Genomic DNA, 14,699 nt, shown 5'->3' with positions numbered 1-14,699 from the left:
ATGGATAGAGTAAAAACAGGTATATTAGGCTGCGGTGTGATCAGCAGCACCTACATAAAGAACATACAGGAGCTGTACCAGCCTCTGGAAATCGTGGCGTGTGCGGACGTGGATACCGGGAAGGCTGAGGCGCGTGCCAGAGAGTTCGGGATTGAAACGTGGTCCGATCCGGATCATTTGCTTGAAAATAAGGACGTTTCCATGATTATCAATCTGACGCCGCCTAAGTTCCATTATGAATTAAACCGCCGGATTCTGATGGCGGGTAAGAATTTATTCTGCGAGAAGCCGTTTGCCTTCACCTGGGAACAGGCGAGGGAGCTGACGGTGCTGGCAGAGGAGCGGGGAGTGCGGATCGGCGGAGCTCCGGATACGTTTTTGGGACCGGGGCTGCAGCGGACCAGACTGCTTTTAGAGCGGGGAGCCATAGGACGGCCGCTCTACTTAAACGCGGCGATGATGTCCTGCGGAGTGGAAACGTGGCATCCGGCGCCGGCTCAGTTTTACCAGGAAGGGGCCGGGCCGCTTTACGATATGGGGCCATACTATATAACTGCTGTCGTGGCCTTGTTTGGACCTGTTGCGGAGATCAGAGCCATGGCGGCAACCGGATTTGAGAAGCGGAAGATCTACAGCCAGCCTTTGGCGGGCGAAGAGCTTACCGTTGAGACTCCCACTTATTATACGGCCCTTTTAAAGCTTTCCGGCGGGCTGATTGTCAATCTGACCATCAGCTTCGATATCTGGAAAGCTACTCTGCCGATGTTTGAAATATATGGAACAGAGGGGACGCTGTCTGCACCGGATCCCAATATGTCGTCGGGAATGCCGGAGGTTACCAGGAAAGAGACGGTGCTGGCGGACCGTACGGCCGCAGCAGAGCCGTTAAACCGCAGCTTCCCGGATGAAGAGGAACTGAGACGGCTCTATCCCGAGACTGCGGAGTATATAAGAGGAGCCGGGGCGCTGGATTTAGCGATGGCCATAAATGAAAACAGGCCTGCAAGAGCCGGAATGGACCTGGTCTGCCACGTGTTGGAAGCCATAAATGGGATTATGGAAGCTGCGAAGAGCGGCGGGTGCTATTATATGAAGACAACCTGCGGAAGGCCGGAGCCTCTGAAGGAGAGGGATTCTGCGGGAGAAGTCAGACAGAACAGAAAGTGAGAATAAAATATGAGGCTGGGATTAGCGTCGCCGCTAAAACATGAGACTCCAAAGGAGTGGGCGGCCAATATGAAAGCCATCGGCTGCGGCTGTGTTGTATTTCCTGTGGATTATATGGCGGGAGAGGCGGTTGTCGGTGCGTATGCCGAAGCCGCAGAGCAGGAAGGGCTTACAATCGCTGAGGTAGGGGCGTGGTCCAATCCGCTGTCACCGGATGAAGATGTGCGGAGTGAGGCTTTCACCCGCTGTGTCCGGCAGCTTCAGCTGGCAGACCGGATTGGCGCGTCGTGCTGCGTCAATATAGCCGGTAGCGCGGGAAGCCGGTGGGATGGGGCTTACAAGGAGAATTTTACAGAGGCGCACTGGAAGAAGACGGTGCGATCCATTCAGAATATTATCGATGAGGCGATGCCGGAGCGGACGTATTATACGCTGGAACCGATGCCCTGGATGGTACCAGCCGGTCCGGAGCAGTATCTGCGGCTGCTGGAGGATGTGAACCGGGAGCGGTTTGCCGTGCATATGGATCTGGCAAACTGGATTACAAGCCCGGATAAGTATTTTAACAATCATGAATTTATGGAGCAGTGCTTTGCGATGCTGGGAGACCGGATAAAAAGCTGCCATATTAAGGACGTATCCCTGCGGGAGGAATTTACCTTCCAGTTAAAGGAGACGGCCTGCGGAGACGGGACGCTGGATTTAAGGAATTATATCAGGCTGGCAGAACACGTCAATGCGGATATGCCGGTTATCATTGAGCACCTCAAAGGGGATGAGGAATACTTAGAAAGCCTGAAGTATGTCAAGCGCTTCGGTGCGGATATCCCATAGGAAATACCTATATAATACAATACAAAATCTATATTTCCCTATGCTGTCGATCTATGCTATGATTATGGTCATAAAATCAGAGCCGCCAAAGGCGAAAGGGGCAGCTGCCCTTTGCATATGGCCGAACCGGCAGGGAGACAGAAAAATGAAAACAACAGATATATTTGCAAAGAAACCGGTGCTGTCCTTCGAGGTCTTTCCTCCGAAGAGAACGAATCCGGTCGAGACGATATACGAGACACTGGACAGTTTAAGAAAACTGAATCCGGATTTTATCAGCGTTACATACGGGGCGGGCGGAAGTGAAAACTGTAAGGCGACGACGGAGATTGCCTCCAGAATCAAGAACGAATACGGGATCGAGAGCGTGGCGCATTTGCCATGTATCGGCCTGAAGAGAGACGATGTAATCAGCCTGCTGGGCGGATTTAAGAGAGCAGGAATCGACAATATTCTCGCTCTGCGCGGAGATATCCCCGAGGGCGGCCGCCCGGACGGCGACTTCGAGCATGCCAGTGACCTGATCTCCTTTATAAGAGAACACGATGAGTTCAGGGAATTCAATGTGCTGGCGGCCTGCTATCCGGAAGGCCATACGGAATCGGAAAACATCCTGACGGATATCCGCAGCTTAAAGACCAAGGTGGACGCAGGCGCCGACCATTTGATCACGCAGCTCTTCTTTGACAATGACTGTTTCTACCGGTTCCTGGAACGCGCTTCGCTGGCGGGAATTCACGTTCCGGTGGAGGCGGGGATCATGCCCGTTACCAACAAAAAGCAGATCGAGCGTATGGTATCTCTCTGCGGCGTAAGCCTGCCTTCAAAATTTACCGCAATGATGGAACGGTATGAGCATAATCCCGAGGCTATGCGTGACGCCGGTATCGCCTACGCGGTGGACCAGATCGTGGATCTGATTGCGCGTGGCGTCGACGGCATTCACCTTTATACCATGAACAATCCTTACGTTGCGGCAAAGATTCACGAGGCTGTCTACCGCCTGCTGGCCGCGTAAGTAATCTTACCGGCCGGCCTCCGGCAGAATGGTGAATCCTTCTTCCAGAATCAGCTTCTTCAGTTCGCTGATATAGGAAAGTGAAATTGGGCTTAAGGGGAATTTATCGCTGCAAATATAGCCCACCCGCATCCATTCCTCCGTTTGAAGCGGTACGGACACGATGTTGTCACCATTTAGATTGCTGTTTAGTATTCCGCTGCAGATCGTGTAGCCGTTCAGACCGATCAGCAGGTTAAACAGAGTCGCCCGGTCGCTGACGTGAATGGTCTTCTTATGCGGGGCGGTGCTTAAGATCTCCTCTGAGAAATAAAAGGAATTATAGGTTCCCTGTTCAAATGCAAGAAACGGATAGTCCTCTAAGTCATCGAGAGTGACCGCCTCCCGTTTGGCGAGCGGATGGGCGGAACTGATAAACACGTGGGGAGCCGCCTCGAACAGGGGTACAAAGGCCAGATGATGCTCCTTCAGCAGCTTTTTCAGCACCTTTTCATTAAACTGGCTGAAGTAGAGAATTCCCACCTCACTTCGGAAATTTGCCACATCTTCTATGATCTCGTACGTCCGTGTTTCCCTTAACGTAAACTCATACTCATCCGTATCGATCCGGGAAATTAAGTTGACAAAGGCGTTGACCGCAAATGCATAGTGCTGCGTGGATACGGAGCAGAGCCGCTTCGCCGGCTTTCCGTTTGTATAACGCTGCTCTAAAAGCTGCGTCTGCTCAATGATCTGGCGCGCGTACGATAAAAATTCCGTGCCTTCGGCTGTCAGGGATATCCCTTTCGCTGTCCGGTAGAAAAGTTCAATTCCAAATTCTGATTCCAGTTCTTTTAAAGCCGCGGAAAGGCTGGGCTGCGATATGTACATCTGCCTCGCCGCCTCCGTGATCGACCCGCATTCTACGATCTTTATGATGTATTTCAACTGCTGAATCGTCATAGGACACCTCCCATAGTTTTTTTCTATAATATACTGTGTTTTTACCAAAAATGCAAATAATTACGTAAAAATGAGCCTTTCGGGCGATTTTTCGACCCATCGAAACCGCAGAATCCGTCCGTCGGTTCCAAATTCCGACAAAAAACGATTATGGAAAAAATTACCATTTTTGGAAATTACCAAAATATGGTATGATGAAATAAGGTTTTTAAATTCAGGAGGAGAAAAATTGAGAGGCTTACGATGGGATTATGACTTGCAGGAGAGAATTTATCAATTTATCGTGTACTTTGTTTCTGAAAATCTGTATTCTCCCACCATCCGCGAAATCTGTGACGGTGTGGGAAAAAACTCAACGGCTACGATCAGTCTTTATCTGGAGGAACTGGAGGATATCGGGAGGATTATCCTCGGCCATGGACCGCGGACGATTAAGCTGGTAGGATTTAAGGTCGTGGAGGAGTGTGAGCATTAAAACTGTATGAGAATTGAGGGGGGTGTCAAAAACCCGGGAGAGTATTTCAGCTGATGGATTCAGCTGAAATGCTCTCCCGGGTTTTTGTATGGCAGTTATGTTGTTATTCTGCTGTTTCCAGATTGGCGTCGTTCTCAGCGCTGTCACCGGCAGTCGCATCACTGGCCTGAGCTGCTTCCTGGCTGGCCTGGGCAGCCGCTTCCTCCGGGTCCAGATTCTCGCCCTGAGGTGTGATCGTTACACGGGCCTCGTTGCCGATTAAGTCCTTTACACAGATGGTCAGATTCTCCTTCTGCATATCGAATGTGATAAGTCCGGTACTGCGGTCGATGGAGAGCGGAAGAATCTCCGGCGTGTCATCATCGTAAGCGTATATGGTGTCATAATTCACTCCGGACTGGGTATCCTCCAGTCGGAAGGAAAGAACGCCGTCCTCGATGATGGAATCCTTTATGCTTGGCGGAGTGTCATCCAGGACATTGACCTGTTCGGAAAATATATTTTTCATGCCGTTAAAGGCTGTTAAACTCACTTTTACGGTTCCGTTGGATCCGAGTGTCGCCGTGTAGGTCTTGGAGGCGGTTTTTGTGAGCTCCACTGCGTTGCCGTCCAGCGTCACAGTCATCTCCTTGATGGGAAGCAGTGATTTTATCTTTAATTCCATGGTTGTTGTCGTAAAATTGGTAGCCTCCCCGATGGTCAGATCGCCCTTTGGAGCCGCGGTGACGAGAATAAAGATAATGGAATTGACGACAATAAACGGAAGCACATAAAACAGGAGGACCGTCATAAAGTCACTCCGTCCGGAATCGTGCCGGTTGGAGCCTCCTCTCCCTCGGTTCTGCCTGGAATTGTTGGTATATGGACTCATATTGATTAAGGTTCCTCCTCATGTTTTTTACGTTTCCTAGCATAACAGAAAAAAGCGTTTCTTACAAGATGATCTGTTAAATCGTAATAAATTGTGGTAATATATTAAGAAAGAGCTTAGAAGGAGATGCCATATGGTTGACGAGGCCGTTGCATTTGCGATGAAGGCCCATGAGGGGGCCTTCAGGAAAGGAACCAGAGTTCCTTATATCGTCCATCCACTGGAGACGGCAGTGATCGTTTCCATGATGTCGGAGGACGAAGAACTGATTTGTGCGGCGCTTCTCCATGATGTGGTGGAGGATGCGGGAGTATCGGAGCAGCAGCTGGAGGCTTTATTTGGTCCACGGGTGGCGGCGCTCGTGATGGCGGAGACGGAGGACAAGACGAAGTCCTGGAAGGAACGCAAGGCGGCGACCCTTGATCATCTGGATACGGCGCCCAGGGAGAGCAAGGTCCTGATTCTGGGGGACAAGTTAAGCAACCTGCGGTGCACGGCCAGAGATTATATGGTGATGGGCGAAGCAATCTGGGACAGGTTCAATGAAAAGAGGAAGTCGGAGCACGCCTGGTATTATAACGGAGTGGCGGAACGGATCAGGGAACTGGCCGGGTATCCGCTGTGTCAGGAGTATTTTGAACTGTGCCGGAAGGTGTTTGGAAGCTAGTATGGGTCATACTAGTATAACGTATCGCCCAGCGTAAATAAGAAAAAGTGGTATGGTCTGTCCTGAAACTGTGATATCAGGACGGCACATACCATTTTTTTCGGTGGAACCGTTACAGCGTGTTCGCCCGGTCCGCGACATTTTTATTAAAATTAATCACCTGATGCTCATAGGTTGCGCCCATCAGCGGAGAAGTGATAATAAAATCCGCGGTCGCCCTGGTATTGGCGATGGGAATATCATAAACCTGAGCGATACGGAGCAGGGCCTTCACATCAGGGTCGTGGGGCTGTGCGGTCAATGGATCGGAGAAGAAGATGACCAGGTCAATTCTTCCCTCCACGATTTTTGCGCCGATCTGCTGGTCACCGCCTAAAGGTCCGCTGTTGTAGCCCTTCACCGACAGGCCCGTCTGGTCCGTGATCATGCGCGCTGTGGTGCCGGTCCCGCATAAGGTGTGCTGGCTTAAGATGTCTTTATGTTCCTTGCACCACTCGATGAGGGAATGCTTTTCATTGTCATGGGCGATGAGAGCAATATTTTTCTGTTTCTCCAGTGTCAGTGTGATAAAATCTTCCTGTATCATAAGATTCCTCCTGTAAAATATAGATTCTGATGTCTTATCTGATGGTATTTTTCTTTTTCAAACTCCCTTTTATCATAAATGATTTTTAAACAATTGAATAGTGTAAAATGGTAAAATTCTTTAAAAGAATGGAATTGTAAGGGGATATCAACCGGTATTGTAGGAAAGATTTAAGGAATTCAGGAGTTATTTGCCCGGAATCTATGCTATACTTAATATATCAAAATTGAAGATGCTTGCGGAGGTGGGAGAAATGAAGAGTATTAAATGGAAGATTCTGAGAAGAATCGGGGCGTTTGTTCTGGCAGCCGCGCTGGTGGCCGGCGGACAGCCCTTCTGTTCCTGTGCGGACGAGGCTGCGGCAGAAGAAGAAATCGGACCGGGAATCATCCCAAAGGTGAATCCGGAGGATTTGACGCCTCTGGTGGTGAACTACAGCGCCTATCAGGACAGCGTGGGCTGGAGTGAGGTTAAGGCCGACAACGACCCGCTGAAGGTACAGACGGGAAGCTTTGCCAGCGCCATCCGCATGACGGTCTCCGGACAGCCGGAGGTCCTGAAGGGAACGCTCGCCTATCAGGTGAATATCATCGGCAAAGGCTGGCTTGACTGGGGAGAGAATGATGTGGAGATCGGAGCGGCTCCGGAACAGCTTCCGATTGAGGCGGTCGCCATGAAGTTTACCGACAGACTGGCCGAGTATTACGATATCTATTATTCCGTGTGCGAAAATGGCGCATGGACCGAATGGGCCATGAACGGCGCGGCGGCGGGAGCGGAAGGCTCCGGTATCCGTGTGGAGGGCTTAAGGGCCGCGGCTGTGATCAAGGGGGCCGCTCCGCCGGAGATAAAACCGGAGGGAATCGATCCTGCGAAGCCCATGGTGGCCCTTACCTTTGACGACGGGCCGAGCACGCCTGTGACCACGAGGATCTTAAACAGCCTGGAAGCGAATGGAGGCCGGGCCACCTTTTTCATGGTGGGCAACCGTGTCCCCGGAACGCAGGCGGTGGTTCAGCGCATGAATGCCCTGGGCTGCGAGGTGGCAAACCATACATATGAACACAAGTACCTGACAAAGGTGGGGGACTCAGGAATCCGTTCTCAGGTAGGGCTGACGAATCAGAAGATCGCCGAGGCATGCGGCGTGACTCCGACGCTGGTCAGACCGCCGGGTGGCTTTTATAATCAGGCGTCACTGGACACACTGGGCTCCATGGGAATGGCGGCCATCATGTGGGACATTGATACGCTGGACTGGAAGACGAGAAACGCGCAGAACACGATCAATGTTGTATTGAATCAGGTAAAGGATGGGGATATTGTGCTGATGCATGATATTTACAGCACTTCGGCGGATGCCGCGGAGGTGATTATTCCGGAACTGGTGAACCGGGGATATCAGCTGGTGACAGTCAGTGAGATGGCCCAGTACCGGGGCGGAATTCAGGCCGGACACGTATATAATCGTTTCCGGCCCTGAGAATTTAGTATTAGTACTAGCTTGGTATAATGCTCTGAAGTGAATACGTAATGGATAAGTCTTTTCTGGAATACGCTTTTTTGAAATTCAGGATAATCCGCTTTAATACCATCTCTCCGTTTTCATAGGTGGCTGTCGGAAGCAGCATAAGGTACTGACTGACGCTGTACCGGCTGTAGATGTCGCCCCGGCGGAGAGAGGTGCGGATGGACTCACCCAGTTCATCCATGGCCCTCGTCTGTACGGAGGGCTTTAATAATTCTCCCTTTAAGTTACTGATGGTGATCAGGCATAAGAAGATGGAGTCGCCGGTACGCTCGATGGCGCGGGTCTCCAGCTGATAGACATCCCGGAATACGGAAGGTTCACAGCAGAATGCGCCTTTTTCCTTGGCTCCTTCCATCAGCGTCTCCTGGATCGTGCTTAAATCCATGGTGATGCCGTGCTTCTTGTCGCTGATCAGCTTATAAAGCTCTTTAAAACGTGCGGACGGAGTGATGGCGAACTCATTATAAAACATGTCGTTGACATGCTGATAGTGTTCCATGGCCATATACTGATTGCCGCTCTGGTAAAGGGCGTAGATCAGATAGTAATGGGCATCCTCCTCATACTGGTCGATCGCGATGGCCTGCTGGCATACGTCGATGATCGTTGGATAATCCTTCTGCTCATCGAGCAGCAGCAGCGTGCGGTGAATCAGATTCTGATAGAGGGTATGGTAATACGTATGGATCGGTACGACCCAGGATTCCCACTCGGATTTTGGAAGAAAATTACCCTTATAGAGGGCTACCGCCTCCATACAGAGGGAGAGGCATTCCTCGCTGTTTATATCCGTCGCTTCGGAACGAAGGCATAAATCCTCAAAACGATCCGTGTCGGTGATGGTAGTCAGTTCTTTGGTCCAGCCGTAGGCCTTCCTGTTCTGAGTAATTAAGTCCTGAGGCGGAACTCCCAATGGCTCTAAAAGCTTCCTGACACGGAACATCAGGGTCTTCAAAGCGCCGGCCGGGTTATTGCTGGCCTCATCCTTCCAGAATAAATCGATCAGCTCCTCAACCGGGATGTTGCGGTCGCGGAAGGTAATTAAATACTCTAACAGGCTCCAGGGCTTTTTAGACTGATTGTTCCGGTCCATGATCGTCTGGCTGCCTATCGTTATGGAGAATTCCCCCAACATATTTACATATATGATTTCATTCTTGTTATTCATGAGTATCTCACACTCCCATTTTCTAATATTAGTATAAAGAATAAAAGGAAAAATGTCCAGTACTGCTTGTGAAACATTTTAAATATGAAGAGAGGGAGCGGAAAAAAGATTGAGATTTCACCAGAAATCATATATACTGTAGAAAAAATACATAAAACCGAAGGAAAGTGACAGTATGAAGAAAAAACGTATTGCATCGGTCCTCCTACTGCTGGCCGTGGTGCTGGCGGCGGTAGCGGGAATAAAAACTTATGTGGATTACCAGGTACGGGCTGCGGCTGAGCGGGAGTATGAGAGTCTTGCGGAACTGGCCAGAGAGACAGAAGCACCGACCGAGATTTCGACCGAGGCCGAGACGGAAGAGACAGAGGCGCCTTACGTGTCGCCCATCCAGTTTGACGAGCTGCGAAAGATCAATCCGGACATCGTAGGATGGCTTAAAGTCGAGGGGACTGAGATTGATTACCCTATCGTTCAGACCGGAAATAATGAAACTTACTTAAATACGGACTTCGAGGGCAAAAAAAGTGTGGCCGGAGCCATATATCTTGATTATGAGAGTGAACCTGATTTTTCCGGCAGGCATAATATAATTTATGGGCACAATATGAAGAATGGAAGCATGTTCAAAGACATTGTAAAGTATAAGGATGAGGAATATTTCAAGGAACATCAGGATATCACCGTCTATACTCCGGAGCGCGAATACCATTTACGCCCCATGTCTGTGCTTTACACGGAACCGACCGGCATGAGACGGAAGACGAAGTTTGCCACGGAGGAGAGTTTCCAGGCGTATGTGGAAGAGATGACGAAGGGCTGTGATTTTGCACAGATCCCGGAGAAACCGCTGGAGCAGCTCTGGTCCTTTATCACCTGCAGTTATGAATTTAGCGATGCCAGAACGATTCTGTACGCATATGAGGTCGCGGAAGAATAGTCTCAGCGGCGGTCTGTAAAATTATAACAGTTCAGACGTGGATCGAAATAAGAGAAACTTAATTGAAAAATAGAAACATGTGTGCTATAGTACATTCTGATTCTGGAAAATCAGTTAGCAGTAAGCCAGTATTGAAAAGAGGAGATAAAAATATGGGCAAGTATTTTGGAACTGACGGTTTCCGAGGGGAAGCCAACGTAACGCTGACAGTAGAAGATGCTTTTAAGGTAGGACGTTTTCTGGGCTGGTACTACGGACAGAGGAAGAAGAGCGATGTATGCCGGATCGTCATCGGAAAAGACACGAGAAGAAGCAGCTACATGTTCGAGTATTCCCTGGTGGCGGGATTAACCGCATCTGGAGCGGATGCCTATCTGCTTCACGTAACGACGACTCCCAGTGTGTCTTATGTAGTCCGCACAGAGGATTTCGACTGCGGCATCATGATCTCAGCGAGCCATAATCCTTATTACGACAATGGAATTAAGGTAATTAATGGAAACGGAGAGAAGCTGGAAGAGAGCGTAATCGTTGAGATCGAGAAATATCTGGATGGGGAGACTCCCGAGGTTCCGCTGGCTAAACGGGATAAGATTGGAAGAACCGTTGATTTTGCCGCCGGCAGAAACCGCTATATTGGATACTTAATTTCCATTGCTACCCGTTCTTTTAAGAATAAGAAGGTGGCGTTAGACTGTGCCAACGGCAGCGCTTCTGCCATTGCCAAGAACGTGTTCGACGCTCTGGGAGCGGAGACTCATGTGATCAGCAACAGTCCCGACGGCCTGAATATCAATACAAAATGTGGTTCTACCCATATCGAGGTGCTGCAGGAGTTCGTGAAGGAGATCGGAGCCGATGTGGGATTTGCCTACGACGGCGATGCGGACCGCTGTATCGCGGTAGATGAGAACGGAAATGTCGTGGATGGCGATGTGATCATGTTCGTCTGCGGCAAGTACATGAAGGAGCAGGGCGCGTTAAAGAATAACAAGGTGGTTACCACCATCATGTCCAATTTCGGCCTATACAAGGCGCTGGACCGAGAAGGAATCGGCTATGAAAAGACGGCGGTCGGTGACAAGTACGTTTACGAGAACATGGTAACTTATGGAAACTGTCTGGGCGGCGAGCAGTCCGGCCATATCATATTCAGCAAGCATGCCACCACGGGCGACGGTATCTTAACGTCCTTAAAGGTGATGGAAGTCATGCTGGAGAAGAAGGAGAGCCTGGCGAAGCTGGCTTCTGAGATTGAGATTTATCCACAGGTGCTTAAAAATGTCCGCGTGAAGGATAAAGCAGCGGCTCAGGACGACGCCGTGGTGAAGGCAGAAGTTTCCAGGGTGACGGAAGCTCTCGGAGACAGCGGAAGAATCCTGCTTCGCCAGTCCGGCACGGAGCCGGTAGTCCGTGTCATGGTCGAGGCGGCCGATTTGGAGACGTGTGAGAAGCACGTGGATCAGGTGATCGAAGTGATGAAGCAGCAGGGGCACATCCTGTAAGCGCATGTAACCGGAGGGGCGGTGCCCCGGAGGCCCGCGGCCCAGGGGAGAGGAAGAAAAAGTTTGTTCCTCTCTTCCGGGCCGCGGGCTTTCTGTTTTTCCGGGAAGTGGCCCGATTTTAAATTGTAAACGGGCTCGATTCATGATATGATAGGTAGTGCTATGAAGGATGCAAATGTTGAATGCATATGGAGAAAGGCCATTGTTTATGGATAATAAAGACTTTTCAAATTTAGGAGATCAAATCAGGGATTCTGTACAGGATGCCATAGATTCCATGGATTTTAAACAATTGAACAGAACGATTTCGGACACGGTGAATTTCGCGCTCGATGAGGCCAGAAGCCAGATGCTCAAAGGGATGGACGCAGCCCGAAGGATGGATACCGGCAGCAACGGACGAAAGGGACCGGACAAAGGACAGGGCACAGGGCCGGATACAAACGCAGGCGCTTATGATACGGCTGCAGCTGCGGACGCAGGAAGAGATGCGGGAAGAAATGCAGGAAGAAATGCGGCAGGAAGAGATGCGGGAAGAGACCACGGCAGTTGGGCGGGAACGGCGGCCGGCAGCGGCCGTACCAGGGAAAGAAGGCGGACAGGCTATGAGAGCCGCCGCTACACCACGGAGAGAACCTCCACACGCGCGGAAAGTCCGGGGTACCGCGCCTTTCAGACCAGCGAGACGGCAGGAGAAGACCAGAGGGCATACCGCGTCAGAAAAATGGCTCCCAGCCCGGTTGCCATAAGACTGAATCAGCCAGGGCGCATTTCCGGGATTCTGTTTACCGTGTTCGGCGGAATCGGGCTGGGCGTGGTTGGAATCCTGTTTCTCGTGACATGGATTCTCGCCCTCGTGGTAAAACCATTTTGGGGGGCTATTCTGGGATCGTCAGGACTTCTTCTGGTGCTGGGCTGTGTCTTCGGCACCATGCTGGGGACCGGCATCTCAACGAGAGGCCGTTTAAAACGGGCCGGACTCTATTTGAAGCAGGCGGGCAGCAGGCTGTTCTGCGATATCGAGGAGCTGGCGCGCAGCATTGGGAAGTCAAGAAGATTCGTTGTCCGTGATTTACAGAAGATGATTGAAAAGGGGATTCTGCCGGAGGCCCATATCGATGAGCAGAAGACCTGTCTGATGTTAAACGAAGAGACGTATAAACAGTATTTAAGCGCCCAGCAGTCCTTAAAACAGAGGGAGAAGGAGATGGCTCTTCTGGCTGAATCGGAAAAGAAGCAGAAGAAGAGTGCAGCGGCTCCCGAAGGAAAGAAAAAGGCAGAGGAAGATGAAAAACAGCTTCCGGAGGGCTTAAGAGAGATGATGGCCCAGGGCCATGAGTATTTAAGAATTCTGCGGGAAGCCAACGATGCGATTCCGGGAGAGGCGATATCCGGGAAGATATCCAGGCTGGAGAATGTCATCAGAAGAATCTTCGAGACAGTGGAGCGTCAGCCGGACCAGATGGAGGAGATGGAGCGTTTTATGGAGTATTATCTCCCAACCACGGTGAAGCTGGTAACTGCGTACCGCGATTTTGACAGAATTGAGATAGAGGGCGACAACATCGTCTCGGCGAAGCATGAGATTGAGGAGACTCTGGATACGATCAATACGGCGTTTGAGCGCCTTCTGGATGATTTATACCAGGACGCGGCGATCGACATCACCACTGACGCCTCCGTGCTTCAGACGATGCTGAAAAAAGATGGATTCGCAGAAAGCGATTTTAGTAAAAGCGACTTAACAGGAGGGAAGAATCATGAGTAAAGACATCGAAACGATGATAAACGAGGCACCGGTGCTGACCCTGGACCCATTCAGCACATCGGAGCTTCCGGCGGAGAGCAGCCAGGCGGTGCCTGCGGAGATGAAGGAAGAGAGCTTGACAGAGTCCATTCCCGAGGCAGAGCTGACACCGGAGGAGCGAAAGATGATCGACAGTTTCGCGGCGAGAATTGATCTGACGGATTCCAACCTCGTGCTTCAGTACGGAGCGGGAGCCCAGAAAAAGATCGCTGATTTCTCTGAGGCGGCGCTGGATAACGTTAAGACAAAGGATTTGGGCGAGATCGGCCAGATGTTAAGCAGCGTGGTGACGGAGCTTAAAAGCTTCGAGGCGGAGGACGAGGATAAGGGCTTCTTCGGCTTCTTTAAGAAGAGCTCCAACAAGCTGGAAAGCATGAAGGCGAAGTACAACAAGGCTGAGATTAATGTGAACCAGATCTGCAAGATTCTGGAGAACCATCAGATACAGCTTTTAAAGGATATTGCGCTGCTGGACAAGATGTACGACTTAAACACGACTTACTTTAAGGAACTGAGCATGTATATTCTGGCGGGCAAGAAGAAACTGAATGAGGTTCGCGGAACAGAGCTTCCTGCTCTCATGGATAAGGCCCATAAGACCGGCCTTCCGGAGGACGCGCAGGCGGTTAACGATATGGCGTCTCTCTGCAACCGGTTTGAGAAGAAGATCCATGATCTGGAGCTGACCCGTATGATCTCCATACAGATGGCTCCTCAGATCCGTCTGGTGCAGAATAATGATACACTGATGTCGGAGAAGATCCAGTCGACCATCGTCAATACTATCCCACTCTGGAAGAGCCAGATGGTTCTGGCCATCGGAATCAACCATTCCGAACAGGCAGCCAGAGCCCAGAGGGAAGTCACCGACATGACGAACGAGCTGCTGAGAAAGAACGCCGAGGTCTTAAAGACGGCTACCATCGAGACGGCCAAGGAGTCGGAACGCGGAATCGTGGATATGGAGACCCTTAAGATTACCAATGAATCCCTGATCACCACGCTGGACGAAGTGGTCCGTATACAGACGGAAGGCCGCCAGAAGAGGAGAGAGGCGGAGACGGAACTGGCCCGTATGGAAGGCGAGTTAAAGCAGAAGCTTCTGCAGCTGAGCAATTAAACTTAACGAAGATTTCTTGAGTTTCCGCAAATTGTAATTGAAAAATGAATATAGTAATCAAAGGTGCC

Annotated in this window: 14 protein-coding genes; 10 read left to right on the top strand and 4 right to left on the bottom strand. The window is 50.6% G+C overall.

Annotated features, from left to right (window positions below; all coding sequences use genetic code 11):
• From ACLTD4_RS17695 to metF, 3 genes are all read left to right on the top strand, one after another.
• A complete protein-coding gene (locus ACLTD4_RS17695; protein ID WP_117624460.1) occupies positions 1-1,167 on the top strand; it encodes a Gfo/Idh/MocA family protein in 1,167 nt (388 codons plus the stop codon).
• Between the two features lie 9 nt (positions 1,168-1,176).
• Positions 1,177-2,001, top strand: coding sequence for a sugar phosphate isomerase/epimerase family protein (locus tag ACLTD4_RS17690; protein WP_117624461.1), 825 nt, complete (start codon positions 1,177-1,179; stop codon positions 1,999-2,001).
• Between the two features lie 145 nt (positions 2,002-2,146).
• Complete coding sequence (gene metF, locus ACLTD4_RS17685; RefSeq protein ID WP_412331449.1) at positions 2,147-3,019, top strand: methylenetetrahydrofolate reductase [NAD(P)H]; 873 nt, start codon at positions 2,147-2,149, stop codon at positions 3,017-3,019.
• 6 nt (positions 3,020-3,025) lie between these two features.
• Here the strand turns inward: metF and ACLTD4_RS17680 are convergent, their stop codons facing one another.
• Entirely contained in the window at positions 3,026-3,961 is a 936-nt protein-coding gene (locus tag ACLTD4_RS17680) for a LysR family transcriptional regulator (RefSeq protein ID WP_055653383.1), read from the bottom strand.
• A 229-nt stretch (positions 3,962-4,190) separates the two neighbouring features.
• Between ACLTD4_RS17680 and ACLTD4_RS17675 the strand changes: the two genes are divergently transcribed.
• On the top strand, positions 4,191-4,436 hold the full coding sequence (locus tag ACLTD4_RS17675; RefSeq protein ID WP_002604828.1) for a LexA family protein: 246 nt from the start codon (positions 4,191-4,193) through the stop codon (positions 4,434-4,436).
• A gap of 103 nt (positions 4,437-4,539) precedes the next feature.
• On the opposite strand, the gene ACLTD4_RS17670 is transcribed toward ACLTD4_RS17675, so the two are convergent.
• Positions 4,540-5,307 carry a hypothetical protein gene (locus ACLTD4_RS17670; RefSeq protein ID WP_117624463.1) on the bottom strand — a complete coding sequence of 256 codons (768 nt, stop codon included), beginning with the start codon at positions 5,305-5,307 and terminating at the stop codon, positions 4,540-4,542.
• Between the two features lie 133 nt (positions 5,308-5,440).
• On the opposite strand from ACLTD4_RS17670, the gene ACLTD4_RS17665 reads away from it, so the two are divergent.
• Positions 5,441-5,974, top strand: coding sequence for an HD domain-containing protein (locus ACLTD4_RS17665; RefSeq protein WP_055653386.1), 534 nt, complete (start codon positions 5,441-5,443; stop codon positions 5,972-5,974).
• 112 nt (positions 5,975-6,086) lie between these two features.
• On the opposite strand, the gene ACLTD4_RS17660 is transcribed toward ACLTD4_RS17665, so the two are convergent.
• Positions 6,087-6,560, bottom strand: a complete 474-nt coding sequence (locus ACLTD4_RS17660) for a methylglyoxal synthase (RefSeq protein ID WP_002604825.1) — start codon at positions 6,558-6,560, stop codon at positions 6,087-6,089.
• Between the two features lie 253 nt (positions 6,561-6,813).
• On the opposite strand from ACLTD4_RS17660, the gene ACLTD4_RS17655 reads away from it, so the two are divergent.
• Positions 6,814-8,043, top strand: coding sequence for a polysaccharide deacetylase family protein (locus tag ACLTD4_RS17655; RefSeq protein WP_243008237.1), 1,230 nt, complete (start codon positions 6,814-6,816; stop codon positions 8,041-8,043).
• A 16-nt stretch (positions 8,044-8,059) separates the two neighbouring features.
• Here ACLTD4_RS17655 and ACLTD4_RS17650 read toward each other — a convergent pair whose 3' ends face one another.
• The gene (locus ACLTD4_RS17650) at positions 8,060-9,259 is read right to left on the bottom strand and encodes a BTAD domain-containing putative transcriptional regulator (RefSeq protein WP_055653387.1); all 1,200 of its coding nucleotides are present in this window, start codon (positions 9,257-9,259) and stop codon (positions 8,060-8,062) included.
• Between the two features lie 175 nt (positions 9,260-9,434).
• On the opposite strand from ACLTD4_RS17650, the gene srtB reads away from it, so the two are divergent.
• From srtB to ACLTD4_RS17630, 4 genes are all read left to right on the top strand, one after another.
• Complete coding sequence (srtB, locus tag ACLTD4_RS17645; RefSeq protein ID WP_117624464.1) at positions 9,435-10,199, top strand: class B sortase; 765 nt, start codon at positions 9,435-9,437, stop codon at positions 10,197-10,199.
• Between the two features lie 152 nt (positions 10,200-10,351).
• Complete coding sequence (glmM, locus tag ACLTD4_RS17640; RefSeq protein WP_002604821.1) at positions 10,352-11,704, top strand: phosphoglucosamine mutase; 1,353 nt, start codon at positions 10,352-10,354, stop codon at positions 11,702-11,704.
• Between the two features lie 277 nt (positions 11,705-11,981).
• Entirely contained in the window at positions 11,982-13,472 is a 1,491-nt protein-coding gene (locus ACLTD4_RS17635) for a 5-bromo-4-chloroindolyl phosphate hydrolysis family protein (protein WP_243008238.1), read from the top strand.
• Positions 13,465-14,631 (top strand): toxic anion resistance protein, encoded by a 1,167-nt coding sequence (locus ACLTD4_RS17630; protein WP_117624466.1) that lies wholly within the window; start codon positions 13,465-13,467, stop codon positions 14,629-14,631. Before ACLTD4_RS17635 ends, ACLTD4_RS17630 begins: the two co-directional genes overlap by 8 nt.
• Positions 14,632-14,699: the final 68 nt, after the last annotated feature.

This window comes from Hungatella sp., assembly GCF_046966825.1.
This window is presented reverse-complemented; position numbering and strand designations above follow the sequence as displayed.